The sequence below is a fragment of the Stenotrophomonas sp. YJH_SMC_133 genome, assembly GCF_059370655.1.
Genome location: NZ_JCAFTW010000010.1, coordinates 94,826 through 110,635, shown reverse-complemented (window position 1 = coordinate 110,635; position 15,810 = coordinate 94,826). Strand labels below are relative to the sequence as shown.

Annotated in this window: 13 protein-coding genes; 11 read left to right on the top strand and 2 right to left on the bottom strand. The window is 59.5% G+C overall.

Annotation, left to right across the window (positions count from 1 at the left end):
• Positions 1 to 188 precede the first annotated feature (188 nt).
• The 11 genes from AC5P78_RS15465 to AC5P78_RS15415 all read left to right on the top strand — a co-directional run bounded on the left by AC5P78_RS15465 (position 189) and on the right by AC5P78_RS15415 (position 13,545).
• Positions 189 to 2,969, top strand: a complete 2,781-nt coding sequence (locus tag AC5P78_RS15465; RefSeq protein WP_495217277.1) for a class I SAM-dependent DNA methyltransferase — start codon at positions 189 to 191, stop codon at positions 2,967 to 2,969.
• Positions 2,966 to 5,071, top strand: a complete 2,106-nt coding sequence (locus AC5P78_RS15460; protein ID WP_495217276.1) for a DEAD/DEAH box helicase — start codon at positions 2,966 to 2,968, stop codon at positions 5,069 to 5,071. The genes AC5P78_RS15465 and AC5P78_RS15460 overlap by 4 nt, the downstream gene beginning before the upstream one ends.
• The gene (locus AC5P78_RS15455) at positions 5,064 to 6,257 is read left to right on the top strand and encodes a GIY-YIG nuclease family protein (RefSeq protein WP_107432826.1); all 1,194 of its coding nucleotides are present in this window, start codon (positions 5,064 to 5,066) and stop codon (positions 6,255 to 6,257) included. The genes AC5P78_RS15460 and AC5P78_RS15455 overlap by 8 nt, the downstream gene beginning before the upstream one ends.
• A 44-nt stretch (positions 6,258 to 6,301) precedes the next feature.
• Complete coding sequence (locus AC5P78_RS15450; RefSeq protein ID WP_495217275.1) at positions 6,302 to 7,540, top strand: abortive infection family protein; 1,239 nt, start codon at positions 6,302 to 6,304, stop codon at positions 7,538 to 7,540.
• A 538-nt stretch (positions 7,541 to 8,078) separates the two neighbouring features.
• Positions 8,079 to 8,885 carry a hypothetical protein gene (locus AC5P78_RS15445; protein ID WP_495217274.1) on the top strand — a complete coding sequence of 269 codons (807 nt, stop codon included), beginning with the start codon at positions 8,079 to 8,081 and terminating at the stop codon, positions 8,883 to 8,885.
• A 332-nt stretch (positions 8,886 to 9,217) separates the two neighbouring features.
• A complete protein-coding gene (locus tag AC5P78_RS15440; protein WP_495217273.1) occupies positions 9,218 to 9,433 on the top strand; it encodes a hypothetical protein in 216 nt (71 codons plus the stop codon).
• A gap of 30 nt (positions 9,434 to 9,463) precedes the next feature.
• Positions 9,464 to 9,877 (top strand): hypothetical protein, encoded by a 414-nt coding sequence (locus AC5P78_RS15435; RefSeq protein WP_495217272.1) that lies wholly within the window; start codon positions 9,464 to 9,466, stop codon positions 9,875 to 9,877.
• Positions 9,878 to 9,982: 105 nt separating this feature from the next.
• Entirely contained in the window at positions 9,983 to 10,501 is a 519-nt protein-coding gene (locus tag AC5P78_RS15430; protein WP_495217271.1) for an H-NS family nucleoid-associated regulatory protein, read from the top strand.
• A 2-nt stretch (positions 10,502 to 10,503) separates the two neighbouring features.
• Positions 10,504 to 10,923, top strand: a complete 420-nt coding sequence (locus AC5P78_RS15425) for a hypothetical protein (protein WP_495217269.1) — start codon at positions 10,504 to 10,506, stop codon at positions 10,921 to 10,923.
• Between the two features lie 431 nt (positions 10,924 to 11,354).
• On the top strand, positions 11,355 to 11,774 hold the full coding sequence (locus AC5P78_RS15420; protein ID WP_495217268.1) for a hypothetical protein: 420 nt from the start codon (positions 11,355 to 11,357) through the stop codon (positions 11,772 to 11,774).
• 28 nt (positions 11,775 to 11,802) lie between these two features.
• The gene (locus AC5P78_RS15415; RefSeq protein WP_369969262.1) at positions 11,803 to 13,545 is read left to right on the top strand and encodes a YeeR family protein; all 1,743 of its coding nucleotides are present in this window, start codon (positions 11,803 to 11,805) and stop codon (positions 13,543 to 13,545) included.
• A 147-nt stretch (positions 13,546 to 13,692) separates the two neighbouring features.
• Here the strand turns inward: AC5P78_RS15415 and AC5P78_RS15410 are convergent, their stop codons facing one another.
• Complete coding sequence (locus tag AC5P78_RS15410) at positions 13,693 to 14,007, bottom strand: hypothetical protein (protein ID WP_495217267.1); 315 nt, start codon at positions 14,005 to 14,007, stop codon at positions 13,693 to 13,695.
• 111 nt (positions 14,008 to 14,118) lie between these two features.
• Positions 14,119 to 15,351: an HNH endonuclease gene (locus AC5P78_RS15405; RefSeq protein ID WP_197613578.1), complete on the bottom strand. Its 1,233-nt coding sequence runs from the start codon at positions 15,349 to 15,351 to the stop codon at positions 14,119 to 14,121.
• Positions 15,352 to 15,810: the final 459 nt, after the last annotated feature.

The window sequence follows — 15,810 nt, the reverse complement described above, 5'->3', positions numbered from 1 at the left end:
CCTTTGGAAACAAAGGCTTGCTATGTCGCAGGTGCTGCGACAGTGGCCCTGTCTCATGCGCCTGGCCGATACTAGGTGCCTGCCTTACGAGATCGCCGGATGCCACGTTTTTGCCCACCCTTGGGACAGTCCCTCCTCCCCATTGGACTTGCCGTTGACGGCACGGTAGTCCAAACAGGTCGCGTCGCATGAATGCGGTTGAGATTGAGGAGGCCATCTCCGAGTTGGCCATCGCCGACTTTGACCCTGTTGAGTTCCCGTTCCAGTTCCTCGCAGCTTTCGGCAACAACGAAGTCACCCTCAAGCGCCTGCGGAAGGTTGGGTCCGGAGGAACCAACTTCTCCGACCTTCCCGGCGCAGTTCTTCAGCGGAACCACATCCATTTGGCCGTGTGCGAACCCGGCCGCGTGCGCGAAACCCTGGCTGCCTTGAAGGTCAGTCCCAAGAACCTGTCAAACAAGGTCAAGTTGGTCCTGGCCACCGATGGGGACACTCTGGAAGCCGAGTATCTGGACACCGAGGAGCCTTTGTCGTGCTCCGTATCGGAGCTGGCCGAACGGTTTGGCTTCTTCCTTCCGTTCGCTGGCATCACGACAATCCAGGAGATCAAAGAAAACCCGATCGACGTTCGGGCAACGGGCCGGTTGAACAAGCTCTACGTGGAACTGTTGGCCAACAACAAGGAATGGGACACGGAAGAGCGGCGTTCGGACATGAATCACTTCATGGCCCGCCTCATCTTCTGCTTCTTCGCTGAGGACACCGGCATCTTCGACGGGGATGGCCAGTTCACACGCACCGTGGACAAGATGACCGAGCCGGACGGTTCCAACACTCATGACGTATTAAAGACTCTGTTCGACGCGATGAACCTGCCGGCGTCCGATAGGGTTGCGGCCAAGCTTCCGGTCTCGGCTCAGGTCTTCCCCTACGTCAATGGCGGCCTGTTCTCGGGTAACACTGATGTGCCCAGGTTCACTCGCGCTGCACGCTCCTACCTGCTGCGTGCGGGTGAGCTCAACTGGCGTCAGATCAACCCAGACATTTTTGGGTCGATGATCCAAGCGGTGGCTGATAAGAATGAGCGCGGTTCATTGGGGATGCATTACACGAGCGTTCCCAACATCCTCAGGGTATTGAATCCGCTGTTTCTGGATGATCTGCGTGGTCAGCTGGAGGCCGCGGGGGGCAACAAAGCTAAGTTGCTTAACTTGCGCAAGCGCATGGCCCGTATTCGCGTGTTCGATCCGGCGTGTGGATCAGGGAATTTCCTGGTCATTGCCTATAAGGAAATGCGCAAGATCGAGGCGGAGATCAACCGTCTTCGAGGTGAGGAGGATCGAAAGTCCGATATTCCGATTAACAATTTCCGCGGTATTGAGCTCAACGACTTTCCGGCCGAAATCGCACGCCTGGCACTCATCATCGCCGAATTTCAATCTGACGTGCTTTACAGGGGGCGCCAGCAAGCCCTCGCAACGGTTCTTCCACTGGACAGCAAGAACTGGATTCTCTGTGGGAATGCCCTTCAGGTTGACTGGTTGTCCGTCTGTCCGCCTGACGGAGTGGGGGTAAAGCTCCAGGGTAGCGATCTGTTCAGTGGCATAGAAGAGAAGCCTGAAGTCGATTTCATGAACGAGGGTGGCGAAACTTATATTTGCGGGAACCCTCCTTATTACGGTAGCCGTAAGCAGGAGGATCAGCAGAAGCAGGACATGAAGTCAGTGTGTGGTGACTTCATCAAGAAGTGGAAGTCGCTGGACTATGTGGCCGGTTGGTTCCTTTTAGCGAAACGTTACATGGAGTCTGCCGAGGCTGCGTGCGCTTTCGTTGCGACTAGCTCAATCTGCGAAGGCTTGCAGGTGGGGGTGCTATGGCCGCATGTCCTCAAGGATGGCGTGGCAATCCGCTTCGGTGTCCGTCCGTTCAAGTGGAGCAATCTCGCGGCAAAGAATGCCGGCGTTACGGTGGTTGTGGTTGGTATCGCAAACAAGGAGGGGGCTGGCGGGCTGCTCTATACCGATGAAACGGTGCGTCAGGTGGAGGAGGTCAGTCCATATTTGACGGCTGGAAAGTCGACGTTCGTTGATGCGGCGCCTTCGCCAATTTTCGATCTTCCTCGAATGGTTACTGGCAGTATGCCGCGCGATGGTGGGGGCCTAATTTTGAGCCGGTCTGAAGCTGATGATCTGCTGCATAAGCATCCAGAAGCCGCCAAATACGTTCGGCCATACGTTGGCTCAGATGAGTTGATCAACGGTGGGGATCGTTCTTGCCTGTGGATTGACGATTCGGAGTTGAATGGGGCGCGCAAGATACCAAGCATAGAGAAGCGGTTGTTGGATGTTGAGAGGTTTCGAAATGAAAGCCCACTCGACTCAACGCGTGAGTATGCGAGCAAGCCCCATCGTTTTGTCTACCTGGCAGGTCAGTCGCGGGTTCAAACGCTAGTCATCGGGGCTGTTTCATCCGAGCGCAGAGAATATTTGCCAGTCGGCCTCTTAGGCCGCAATACAGTCGTCAGCAATCTAGCGCTCGCCATCTACGACAGCCCGCTCTGGTGCCTCTCTTTGATTGCATCGAAGCTTCATTTGGCCTGGATTGCCGCAGTTTGTGGAAAATTGGAGACGCGATACCGGTATTCGAATACGCTGGGATGGAATACGTTTCCGATACCCATTCTGACCGATCAGAATAAATTGGACCTTACTCGTTGTGCCAAAGAGATCTTGTTGGCGCGAGAGGCAAGCTATCCCAGGACAATTGCCGAGCTCTACGATCCAGATGACATGCCTGATGACCTGCGGCGGGCACATGAACGCAATGACGAGGTTGTGGAACGGATTTACATCGGGCGTAGGTTCCGTAACGACACTGAACGGTTGGAAAAGCTGTTTGATCTCTACACAAAAATGACGGCCGTGTCAGTCAAGCAGGCCAAGCCGAGGAAAGGGGCAAGAGCAAAATGACCATGGAAAACAATCCGAGCAATCGGCACACCGTGCCGTCCGTCTCCATCGCGGTCGCTCGAACTGGCGGGTCTAACAAGGTCAACGTGCTGGGCATGCGGCCCATGCAGGAGAGAGCTTTTGCCAGCCGTGGTGCGCAATTTTTGCTCATCAAGTCGCCTCCAGCCTCGGGCAAGTCGCGAGCCCTGATGTTCATTGCATTGGACAAGCTGGAGAACCAAGGGCTCAAGCAGGCCCTCATCGTGGTGCCCGAACGCTCGATCGGGGGCAGCTTTGCCGACGAAGAGCTGAGCAAGCATGGGTTCTGGAGCGATTGGGTGGTTCGGCCACAGTGGAACTTGTGCAACGCACCGGGCGAAGACAACGGGAAGGTCGCCAAGTCCAAAATCAAAGCCGTTGGCGAGTTTCTGTCCAGCGATGACCGGGTGCTGGTCTGCACCCATGCGACCTTCCGCTTCGCCGTGGACGAGTTCGGTATCGAGGCCTTCGACAACCGTTTGATCGCCATCGACGAGTTCCATCACGTCAGCAGCAACCCGGACAACAAGCTGGGCAGTCAGCTGGGTCAGCTCATCGCGCATGGACAGGTCCACGTGGTGGCGATGACCGGTTCCTACTTCCGTGGAGACACCGTGGCGGTGCTCTCGCCCTCGGACGAGGCACGCTTTGAAACGGTGACCTACACCTACTACGAGCAGCTCAACGGCTACACCTACCTCAAGTCCCTGGACATCGGCTATTTCTTCTACACCGGCCGCTACCTGGACGCGATCATGAAGGTGCTGGATCCTGGCCTGAAAACCATCGTCCACATCCCCAACGTCAATGCCCGGGAGAGCCTCAAGGACAAGCACCGTGAGGTCGAGGAAATCATGTCCCGCTTGGGCACCTGGAAGGGATTGGACCCGGCCACGGGGTTCCATCAGGTCGAGCTGGCCGACGGACGCGTGCTCAAGGTTGCCGACCTGGTGGACGACACCGACGCTGCACAGCGCACCAAGGTCCTGTCGGCGCTGAAGGATCCGGCGCACAAGGACGATCGAGACCACGTCGACATCATCATTGCCTTGGGCATGGCCAAGGAAGGGTTCGACTGGATTTGGTGCGAACACGCGCTGACCATCGGCTACCGCAGCAGTTTGACCGAAATCGTTCAGATCATCGGCCGCGCGACCCGCGATGCACCCGGCAAGGAGCGTTCCCGCTTCACCAACCTCATCGCCGAACCCGCTGCCGACGAGGCCGCGGTCGTGGACGCCGTCAACGACACCCTGAAGGCCATCGCGGCCAGCTTGCTCATGGAGCAGGTCCTGGCCCCGCGGTTCGAGTTCACGCCCAAGAACGCCGGCAAGATGGACGGCTTTGACTACGGCGAGGACGGCTACCAAGAGGGTGGTCACAACGTGGGCGTTAATCCGACCACGGGCCAAGTTCACGTGGAGATTGGGGGGCTGGCCATGCCGACCTCGCCCGAAGCGGCGCGCATCTGCCGTGAGGATCTGAACGAGGTGATCACCACCTTCATTCAAGACAAGACGGCGGTGGAACGGGGGCTGTTCGACAAGGAAAACACCCTGCCCGAAGACCTGACCCAGGTTCAGCTCGGCAAGATCGTGCGTGACCGATACCCGGACCTGACCGCGGAAGACCAGGAGGCCATCCGTCAGCACGCCATCGCCGCGCTCAACGTGACCCAACAGGCCAAGCAGCGACTGGCGGAAGACGATGCCCAGGGGGAGCAGGGCAACACCTCGCTCATCGACGGGGTGCGAAAGTTCGTCAACGTGCGGGATTTGAACATTGACCTCATCGACCGGATCAACCCATTCGATGCCGCTTACGCGGTGTTGGCCAAGGCCATGGATGAGAAAATTCTCCGTCAGGTCCAGGCCAGCATTTCAGCCAAGCGGGTGGCTATTCCTTATGACGAAGCCAAGGCGTTGGCCCTGCGTGCCCGCGCGTTCAAGGCAGAGAAGCTGCGAGCCCCCGACATCAACTCGCCGGACCCGTGGGAGCGAAAAATGGCCGAAGGCGTGGTGGCCTTGGCCAAGCACGTCCAGCAACGCAAGGCGGCAGAGGCTCGAGGCAGCGATCATGGCTGATTGGGACGAAGACGAGGCCTTGTTGGCCGAACTGGGGCAAGATCTGGCCCCGATCAAGGCCGCTGCGCGAACGCCCCAGGAAGAACGGCTGATCGCCGGTTTCGAAGAAATCCTCCGGTTCGTGGACGAGCATGGGCGTTCTCCGCAGCATGGAGAGGAGCGCGACATCTTTGAACGCCTGTTCGCCGTGCGCCTGGACCGCCTACGGTCGCTTGCCGATGCACATCCGTTGCTCATGCCCCTGGACACGCACGGATTGCTCCAAGAACCCCCCACCCTTGCTGCCACCGGGCAAGGTGAATCGGTGGACGATGACGCCCTGTTGGCCGACTTGGGTGTGAGTGAAGGAGGAGCCGAGGACGACATCACCCAGCTGCGTCACGTTCGGTCCTATGAAGATCGCAAGGCCTTGGAAGACATCGCTAGCCGCACGCCTTGCGCAGACTTTGAACGCTTTGCGCCGCTCTTTGAGCGCGTGGAGGGCGATCTCAAGTCGGGGCTCCGGAAGACCTTGCGGTTTGGCCGCGACGCCAGCGTGGAGAAGGGCAACTTCTTCATTCTCGGCGGGCAGATGGCTTACGTCGCCGAGGTGGGCGAGCTGGTGCGCACGCCCAATGGGGAATCCAACGCCAGGCTGCGGGTGATCTATTCCAACGGCACCGAGAGCGATTTGCTCGAGCGCTCCTTGCAGCGGGCTCTCTACAAGGACGACACCGGCCGACGCATCACCGACGACGATTACGGCCCCCTGTTTGGGGATGCTTTGGAAACGGACGACGTGGTGAACGGCACCATCTATGTGCTGCGGAGCCTTTCCCGCAATTCATACGTCCAGGAGAATCAGCAGCTGATCCACAAGATCGGCGTTACCGGGGGTAAGGTCGAGACCAGGATTGCTAACGCGGAGAGGGAGTCGACCTACATGTTGGCAAAGGTGGAGGTCATCGCCACCTACAAGCTCGCCAACGTTAATCCCATTCGCCTTGAGAACATCTTTCATCGCATCTTCCAGTCTGCGCGTCTTGAGCTAACCCTCCGAGATCGGATGGGAGTTCCTGTGAAGCCGCGGGAGTGGTTCTTGGTTCCGCTTCCGGTGATTGACGAGGCCGTCAAGCGCATCCAAGACGGGAGCATCACCGACTACGTCTACGACCCCGCCCAAGCGATGCTGGTTCGCCGGAGCTGACAGTGCTGACGAGCCCTCTCGATGATCAGGTGTTGGAGCGGTGCTTGGGCGCCGCTTACGTGCTGCTCCAAGAGAGCGGGCACACCGACGCGGCAGATCTTCTTCGCACCGCGACCGCAGTGATCCAGCACGATACCTCTGACAACTGGAACGGGGGAACGAACTACTGGAACGTCCTGCTGGAGGTGCCAGCGCCGGAGTTTGCGCGCTTGCGGCCCAAGCTCAAGGACGTTTGCGAACAGATCACCGAGGCATTGACGGAAGCCATTCCCCCGAATGGCCACGACTTATTCGCCGCCCGGTTGATTCCCATCGTGGGCCAAAACGAAGACTGGCGCTCCTCCTCTCCAGTTGTCATTCCCCGTGCCGTTCGCCGGAACATCTTCGATGGGCTCCGATTGGAGCAGGTGAACGTGTTCGGCGCGTTGGACGACACCGAGTTCCTGAGCCGCATCTACGAGCTGCGGCGGTTGCCATCCACCGATTCGCGCTACAAGGACGCCGCGGGGGACATCCACCAGCACCGGGTCAACAATTTTGACTGGGACGATTACTGGATCTTCGACGACGACCGATTCCCGTTGCTCGATGGTCCGGCCGATACCTTCCTACGGTTCCTGGCGGAAATGGTCCACCCGGTGGTGAGGCCTGACCGGCAGGAAGCCGCTACCATCGTTGAGCACCTCAACGACCAATTGCGGCAAGCGGGTTGGCACTTGGTCGAAGTCGAGCGGATCGCAGGAAGGGCCCGGTATGAACCCCGCCCGTTGACCTCCAACGGTCACCGATCCTTTGAGAGGGGGAGGTCTGCCGCCGATTCCTTGGACGCGGGCGCCATCGCCAAGCAGATACAGCGCATGGAATACGCGGTCGAGAAAGATCCGGAGCTGGCCATCGGCAGCGCCAAGGAGCTGGTGGAGTCGTGCTGCAAGACCATCCTGGGCAAGATGGGGGTGGAGATAGGCAAGAGCGACGACATGAACGACTTGGCAAAGAAGCTGGCCAAGAGCTTGGACCTGGTGCCCGAAGGGATCGATGACCAAGCCAAGGGGGCCGAGTGCATCAAGCGCATCCTGAGCAACCTGAACCAAATCGCCGGTAACCTGGCCAACCTTCGCCGCCTCTACGGCACCGGCCATGGCAAAGACGGCAAGCACCGTGGGCTGCAGCCCCGGCATGCGCGCTTGGCGGTGGCGTCTGCCGTGGCGTTTGTGGATTTCGTCACGGAGACCTACCGGGACCGCACGCAAGCACGGCCGGCCAAATCGGAGGTGGATGGGTGACACCTCGATCGGCAAGGAAGCCGAAGTCGGCGCAGCCTTCGGGCAAGAAGGGTCCTGTTGGGCGTTCTCCCAAGAAGCGGGTGTCAAAGAAGGGGCAGCCCAACGGACCGATTGTTCTGACCTCAGCCCAAGAGAGGTTCCTGGAAACGATCATCGTCGAGGGAATGACACGCATGCGATGGTCCCGGGCCTACGCGGAGCGCCGTGCGCGCATCTTTCTCCGCAAGGCCAATTCACCGTCGAAACTGCGCATGGTGGCTGCCAAGCTTGGCATGCTCGACGAAGCGCCGCCTGCACCGAAACCGAAGCCGCTTGAGAAGAAAGTGCCGGGGAAGACAAAGCTTCCCAAGAATCGGTTCAAGCCCCCGACCAAAATGAGTAAGGCTGAGATAGCCAAGCTGCCGTCCGTTGATACCAGGCCAGCGCCCAAGACAGCGCTGCAACGTCTAGAGCGTGCGCTGGGTCCCGACGATGGGAGGCGGCGGCGAAGTGGCAGCCCGGTGGTGCAAGGCGGCAGTCCGGGGCTGGGGAGGCGCCGATGAACGCTACTTTCAACCAAATTCTCATCGTGGATTCCCTCCCGGAAGGCCAACTCAACACCGCAGCTCGCCTGTTCGCGGATGCCCAAGACTGGGCGCGGGTGATCGGCGACGTTCCTCACATCGCCAGCGTTCGTGTTCGTTCCAGCGGTGCTTTTCTCGATCTGTTGGCCCAGCTCGCTCAGCAAGCATCCAGGGACCGCTACGTGCCTTTGCTTCACATCGAGTGCCACGGTGGAGAGGGCGGGCTGGAGTTCGCTGACGGGTCTTGGTTGACGTGGGATGACATGAAGCCGGCGTTCGTAAACCTCAACGTGGCCACGCGCTTGAACCTCATCACGGTGGTGGCCGCATGCCATGGGGGCGCCATCGCCAGTTTTGTTCGTGCTGAGCATCGGGCACCGTTCTGGGCATTCTTGGCTCCCAAACGGCAGATATCGGCAGGAGATCTGGAAACAGCGCTGTCTGCGTTCTATCAAGCTCTGCTGATGACCCGGTCCTCGGAACGGGCCATGGGTGCCCTTCGGGCAACGCAAGCTGGCGACGAGTTCTGGCAGTTGAGCGCGCAGACCATCTATCGGTTGATCGTGGAAGGCTACGCGGAACGCCATCTCACGGACGAGGCCGTAGGCCGTCAGGCCGGACGTCTCCGGGCCCGCGCTGCGGAACATGGCGCTGTTTGGACGCACGCGCAAATCGAGGCCATGATCCGTCACCCAGGAATCTTTGAACGGTTCCGCCGGGAGTTCTTCATGATCGATCTGTATCCGGAACACGAGGAGCGTTTCCCACCTATCGCCCTCTAGTCATTCGGGCATTCCGCGACCTGGTCAACCAAGTGCGGACGGCGGCGAGACGTCAAGGCGTGAGCGTGGCGGTGGCGGTTATGATCCTTGCGTTTCAAGGCAGGCAATGTCGCCGCGTCACCTGCGGACTTGGGCGTGGGACGGACGGTTCTCCTGGCAATATTTTTAGTCCAAATAGCTTGTAGCAATAAAGCTCGAAAATGGTTTAACGTGTCCAAGCCGCCTAGTTCGGCGGTCTACAGGGGACGCATATGCAAAGGAAGAGCATGTGGTTGGCTAATGCTTTGCTAGCCGTTTGTGGTCAGGCTTGGGCGGGTCAGGGGGAGGTGTGCTTGGCAGATAGCCAGAACACGCCCGCTGGCATCATGAAGCCTTTTGAGGACGCCACCGTCTTCCGCTGCAAGACGACCGGGGCGGTGACCGTCGCAGAGCTCTACGCGAAGGGTTGGCGGGTGGTCTCCGTGTTTCCGCAAAGCTCGCTCGATCCATCCAAGCCGGGTATGGCAAGCGTGGTCTGGACCATCGTGGCCGAGAAGGACGAGCGCTGAGCTCTGGACCTCCGGTTGGAATTAGTGTTGATGCATCGATACCAAGAGGTTTCCCAGGAAGATCCATGGGGCTGCGCAGCCGCCTGCGTGGCCTCTCTCATGGCCGTTCCGTATGCGCGAGCGAAAAGATGGCTGGAGAAGGAGAAGGGGCTGTCGGTGTCGGAGAAGCCCTATGGGTTCGAAATCGACGAGATAGCCAACGCTCTGTTTAAAAGGGGAACGAAGCTGATTGCCGACTGGAATCCCTCTTCGCCCGTTCCTGACGGCACCATCCTGTGTATCTACAGCAGAGTTCGCTACCGCGATTTTCATTACGTCCTCAAGGTCCCAGGGGGTTACATGGACCCCTGGTTTGACTTGAAGGAAGGCCAGATGGTCGGCAAGGTGCGTGCCTCCCTACCGAAGGGGACGAAGATCTACGTGGCACTTGTGCCGGCTCTTTGACCCGTGGTTCGCTCAAGGAGCGAGAGGCGTTGAGAGCTGGTGCTTAGGATGGAAGACTTCAGGGGGATCGGCTATAACCTTTGAATTCCCTAATGGAGCCCTCCCTTGGCCCTGACCACCCTGAAATCCCTCAACGCCGAAATCAAACAGCTCGAAGCCCAGAAGAAGCTGGTCGAGAAGCGCGACGGCGAGGTGCCCAAAGCCCTGGCGGTCCTCCAGAAGTATGCGAAGGTCCTCAGCCCGGCCCAGCGGCGGCAGGTGGCCAAGCTCATCGGGGAAACGATCGACGCCAAGCCGGCGCGTGCCGCCAAGGCTGCCCCGGGACCCCGAAAAGGCCGCAAGCTCGGCAAGGTGGCGCCGAAGTATCGCCTTCCAACCGGTGAGACCTGGGCCGGTCGGGGTTTGGCCCCCAGGGTCTTCACCGCATGGGCCAAGTCCGCCGAGGGCAAGGCGTGGGCTCAGGCCAACCCGGGCAGTAAGTTCCCGTCGGCTGATGGGACGATGAAGAAAGCTCCCGCCAAGGTGGCCAAGAAGGTGGGCAAGCCGGTGAAGAAGGCCGCCCAGAAGGCCGTCAAGAAACTTGCGAAGAAAGCCGTCGCCAAGAAGGCCAGCAAGAAGGCCTGATCATGCGCGGCTTGTTCCCCAAGAAGAAGAGCCGGCTCTCGCCACAAGGCAAGGCCATTGCGGCCGCCCATACACTCTTGGACACCATGGAGGGCCGTCTTGACGAAAAGGCGGCCGGGCGCTGGTTGCGAGAAGAAGTCGGGCTTCAGTGGTCAATGCTGACCTGCCTTCAATACCTCTCTGGAAAGGAAGCCCTGGGCGCGATAAAGGCGCTGCCAAACGACTGGTCGGAGCGCGGTCGCACCAAGCAGCACCTCCAAGCCACTTCCATCCTGGCCGCCCATGCCGTCGCAAACATGAGGCAAGACGGGAGAATGCTGTGCGCCAGCGACTTTGCTCACGAATTCAAAGGAAAGACAGTCGAGCAGTGGTTGGCTGAAGCTTCCATTGGCGCTGCGAGCGGCACGGGGCCAAGCGTCTGACAAACTGGCGTCGGAGCGTTGGCAGCGGATCCGTCAGCTCAATCTCCGTCCCTGATCGGAGGTGCCCCCAACCCTGGCGCCTCTAGGCATGCTCTGACCTCGCTGGCGCCCATGGTCACCCATTGTGGATAGAGCGCGTTTGGCTCCCGATGCTTTGTCTTGTTGGCATTCCTTGGGCCGGCAATACCGTGTTCGAGAAGCCCTCTATTTTCAGATCGTTAGCTCCTTCGATCAAGGTCGCGCTCTACCAGGGGATTGCAAGAATCGGTATCTCAAGCTGGGCCCTTGCCGGCCGCTAACCTCACGGACGACCAGGCTTGTGGTGCCAGTTGCGCAAGGGGGCGGGGGCACAAACTATGTTCTCCACTTTCTCAATCCGTGCGACGAGATTTGGTTCCACTGGCGTCCCAACCGACACAAGGAGCTTCAAGATGACATTGGATATTTCGGCCGCCCAGGCGCGTGACAACATGGCCGCGGTGCGCGAACAGTGGGTGACGGCACACTTGGAGCAGATCACTGCGGTGATTTCGGCCGCCTCCGATAGCGGCGAGATGGCAGCTTCGTATGAGCTCCAGGTGGGCGTGAGCGAGGAGGCTGGGCTTGAGCGAGTCATGGAAGCCTTGACGGTCCAAGGATTCTCTGTAGTTCGGCGTGGTAAGCGCACTGTTGTTAAGAAGTCGGCTGTGCGACGCAGCCTTGCTGACCTCGCTGCCGGCAATCCGGTGCTGGAGGGCGAGACGGGTCACAAGGAAGATGTGGTGTTGGATATCAGCTGGGCCGAGGAGGAGGAAGTGTCCGAAGACGCAAGTGGTTTCAGCCTGCCGCTGACCCCGGCGCCGTTGATCTGATCACCTCGCCAAGCGAAAGGAGCTCGTTTTGAACACGATTGTTTCGGCTGCAGACCTCCGCCGGACGGCGCAGCAGCGTTCCGACGCCTGGGCGGACAAGGTGCTGTCCACGTTGACCACCCACATCGATGCAGCGTCCCGCGGCGGGCATGGCGCGCTGCGCTTTGTGATGGATACCCCAGCGATCGCTGGCGGATTGGAGCGGGTGTTGAAATCACTCGATGCTCAGGGTTTTGTGGTCTCCAACGTCGCAGGGGAGGGTGAATCCCCGATTCTGGTGATCCGTTGGGATGAGACTGCTGCGTCCGTGGTCATGGGAACGGTGGCGTTGTCCGATCCGCCCGGTATCGGCAACCTGTATGAAATGCTGTCAACGTCGGCGGTAGCCGTCGCCTTGGAACGCACCCAGATCAACAAGTTCCACACCAAAGGTGGAACGGGCTTCGCCGCCGAAGAGGCAAACGCGTTTGCCGACATCCTTGCTGGCCGTAAGGTTGAGCAGGTTGGCGCGGACAATTCGCTCAATGGCCCGGATCGAATCGTCGATGGCGTTCGGATTCAGACCAAGTATTTCGCGACGGCGAGGGAAACGGTTGGATCGGCGTTTGGAGCGGATGGGTATCGATACGAAGGGCAGTTGCTCGAAGTGCCCTCCGATCAGTATGAGGACGCAATCGAGCTGATGCGCAAGCGCATCAGCAGCGGTCAGGTGCCGGGGATCAGCGATCCGGCGGAAGCCGAGCGCATCATCAAGAAAGGCAGCACGACTTATCGCCAGGCGAGGAACATCGCCCGGGCCGGCAACATCGATAGCCTGACCTACGACATGAAGACGCAGAGCATCGCCTCCAGCTATGCGTTTGCGATCTCCTTCTCCATCAACTTCGCTCGGCAAAAGTGGGATGGACGGACCAACATGGAGGCGCTCAATGGTGCGCTGACCATGGCACTGGAATCCGGTGCAACTTCCTTTGTTTCTGGGATTGCCACCGCCCAGATCCTGCGAACCAAGGCCGCGGCCATTGGAGTGGTGGCGGCCCGGGATGGGGTCAAGTTCGTGTCCCAGAGCGCCCTTGGCCGCAGTGCAATTCAGAAGGTCGCTCAGGTGTCCTTGGGCAAGGCTGTCTACGGGGCCGCTGCAGTCAACCACGTCGCCAAGCTGTTGCGGACCAATGCTGTCACAGGGGCTGTGACCACTGCCGTGATTTCTGGCCCGGACTTCTACCGGGCTGCGTTCAGTCGCAACATTTCTTGGGCGCAGTTCGGTAAGAATCTGGCGGTCAACGGCGCAAGCGTAGCCGGTGGTGCTGGCGGCTGGATGGCTGGCGCTGCGGGTGGGGCTGCCGTTGGTTCGGTGGTTCCGGTCATTGGCACCGCTGCTGGTGGGGTGATCGGTGGCATTCTGGGGGCGCTGGCAGGTGGCACTGCGTCGAGTGTGGCGTCCAAATACCTGCTTGATGGGCTGGTGGAGGACGATGCCAAGGAGATGCTCCGCCTGCTTCCTGGCTATGTAGAAGCCGTGGCGAATGACTACTTGCTGTCCGAATCGGAGACCAACGCGTTGGTTGAGATCATCAAGTCTCGGCTCAATGCGGCATTCTTGAGGGACATGTATGCGAGCAAGGACAAAGCTCGGTTCGTCTACCAAGCCTTTGAGCCGGATTGCGAGAAGATGGCCAAGGCCCGACCAACGATCACGCTGCCGAAGGAGACCGTCGTTCAGGCTTCCCTCGACGAGATCGAGGAAGAGGTGCTGAACCAGGTTGAGTGACGCGGCTGGCCGTGGCCCGGTGAGTTGTCGCCGGGCCACTAGGTTGGGATTGCTGAAAGTCTCATCGAGCGGCCCCTAAGAAAAGACCCAGCGCCTGATCAGGCGCTGGGTCTTTTTTTGCCCCGTTGGCATCTCTGCGGCGCGGTGTCAGTCCTGGTGCTTCTGGCCGCTGTTCTCCACCTTGGTCACTTTGACGATGGTCGCATTGTCGATGTCAAAGTCTCCGGTGATGGCGCAAATTTCGTCGATCTTGCAAGCAGCAAAGATCTTGGGTGCAACGTTCTTGTCTTCCATCTCGAAATCGAAGGTGCCTGCATCCGGCGTTTCAAAGTTGCATATCATCGTCCCGCATCCATAGTGGCCGACGATGAGCTCACCCTTCAGGATTTCCGCATGGGCAAGCGCTGGCAGGGCCAGGGCGGCGGCGAGAGCGAGGGTGGAGGTGCGATAAGAGAGCTTCATCCCGAGTCCTTGAGAAGTTGTCAGTTCGCTTGGGGTCCAAGCATTTACGAGCCAATTGTCTGGCACTTTGGTTTATCGGAGGGACATCGGGAATCTTTAGGTTCTACGTTTTTAGTTCGCCAAACGAGCTCGACAGCGGTCGCCATGTTCCTTCAGATGTGCAGGGTTAGGTCGATTCGTGGCCAGCTGGGGGAGCCGCAAGGGAACGCCCTGCAGGTGGGCGTAGTCCGTCTGCAACAGCGATGGAGCCAAAGCAACGGTTTGTTCCTCGGTAACCCAAAGCAACCCGCAATCGAACAGCGTGTGAAGGTCTGCACGCAGCAGTAAGCCGTTGTCGATTCGGTCAGTGTGGTCACCGCGGTAGGGCAGCACATGGGCTGCTTCCAACACCTCCACGGCTGAGCAGCCAGTGATGGCGCAACGGCCACCGTAGGCGTCCAGCAGTCTGGCGCGGAACAGCGGCTGGCCCCTGCGCTGGGCAACGGCCCTCATGCTCCAGACGCGTGCATCGTGTTCTGAGTCAAGGGGGGGCTGATGTTCAAAGGCTTCTTGTAGCGCCTGCGCCTCGACCATCAACTCGGGAGTCGATGCAATCTTGACCGCAACCCATGTGCCGTCACCGTTCTGCTGCAGGCTCCAATGACCATGCACGTTGGCGTTGAAGGGTTCATACGTCACCTCACGCAACCGTCCTTGGCGGAACACCAGATCCTGGGGATGGCTTGAAGTGGAGCGCCAGTCTGTTCGAGCCTTGTTGTGATGCCTGCGATTGGCATCGTTCACGGTCAGCAGCGTGAGGTTATCGCCGGCGTCAGAGTGATTTTCGGTGGGGTAGCGCTCTTTCAACCAAGCGCGGATGTCCGCGATCGAGGACGGGCCTCCAAGCGCTGTGACAGCCTCGGCCACGTGCCAGTATTTGACCGGTGCTCGGTCACTTCTGTTTCCGTCGCTATTGGGCGCCACGCCCATCCGGTCGAACGTCAACTCAAATCCGTTCGAGCTAAGTGAGGCCACCTGGCCTACCAAGCTGAAATCGGGCTCAAAATCGTTGCGCACACGGGCTGCATTGCCCGCGGTGACTTCATCGGGCCTTTCAGACGTGGCCACCACGACACGGATGGGCAGCCCCTCATCCAGGGCTTGTTGGAGATGGCGTCGGAAGAAATGCTTTCCCTGTCCCTTCCACTGAGACGTATCACCAACGTAGCGCGATCGGTCCGGCTGGAAGTTGTGCGCCCAGAGGCTTACCACCACTTGGCGTGGATCACCCCCAACGGCAGAAGAAGTGAACTGAGGGTTCTTCAGTTCCACGCCATACTGGCGGAAGGCCTCCGTGATTCGCATGCTGAGTTCCTTAGATTCGTTGCCAAGAGGATGTAGGGTCTAGGGCTGCGAGGTAGTGGCCTGCGGACAGCTTTTCGATCGAAGTCAGAAAATGCCGGCGCAGAACGGGGTCCGTCGCGAGCTGACCATGGATTGCAGAAAGGAATGCTTCGCGGTCCTCCCTCAGCCCGTCAAACGACCGCTGGATCGCGGCTTCAAAGTCTTCTTCTGGATGCTGCTGGCTGCGGGAGAACGTTGGTAGCGGGGTTTCCACCCGCGGCTGCGCGTCCTCGGGCTCGTGGCGGTTTGCTTCCAGTGCTTCGGACAGCGATTCGTAGGCTTCCTTGAAGCGAAGGTCTTTCAGTTTTTCTTCCAACGAGATTTCGGATCTCGCCAGTTCCAATGCACTTTCTATCGTGCTTCTTTCAACGAAGATCCGGTGCTTCAAGTCGGACGTCGCGCTTTGCACAGCGCTGGCGC

Coding starts and splice junctions, on each gene's coding strand:
- AC5P78_RS15410 (WP_495217267.1), bottom strand. CDS start 14,007: ATGAAGCTCTCTTATCGCACCTCCACCCTCGCTCTCGCCGCCGCCCTG.
- AC5P78_RS15420 (WP_495217268.1), top strand. CDS start 11,355: ATGACATTGGATATTTCGGCCGCCCAGGCGCGTGACAACATGGCCGCG.
- AC5P78_RS15445 (WP_495217274.1), top strand. CDS start 8,079: ATGAACGCTACTTTCAACCAAATTCTCATCGTGGATTCCCTCCCGGAA.
- AC5P78_RS15435 (WP_495217272.1), top strand. CDS start 9,464: ATGCATCGATACCAAGAGGTTTCCCAGGAAGATCCATGGGGCTGCGCA.
- AC5P78_RS15405 (WP_197613578.1), bottom strand. CDS start 15,351: ATGCGAATCACGGAGGCCTTCCGCCAGTATGGCGTGGAACTGAAGAAC.
- AC5P78_RS15455 (WP_107432826.1), top strand. CDS start 5,064: ATGGCTGATTGGGACGAAGACGAGGCCTTGTTGGCCGAACTGGGGCAA.
- AC5P78_RS15425 (WP_495217269.1), top strand. CDS start 10,504: ATGCGCGGCTTGTTCCCCAAGAAGAAGAGCCGGCTCTCGCCACAAGGC.
- AC5P78_RS15460 (WP_495217276.1), top strand. CDS start 2,966: ATGACCATGGAAAACAATCCGAGCAATCGGCACACCGTGCCGTCCGTC.
- AC5P78_RS15465 (WP_495217277.1), top strand. CDS start 189: ATGAATGCGGTTGAGATTGAGGAGGCCATCTCCGAGTTGGCCATCGCC.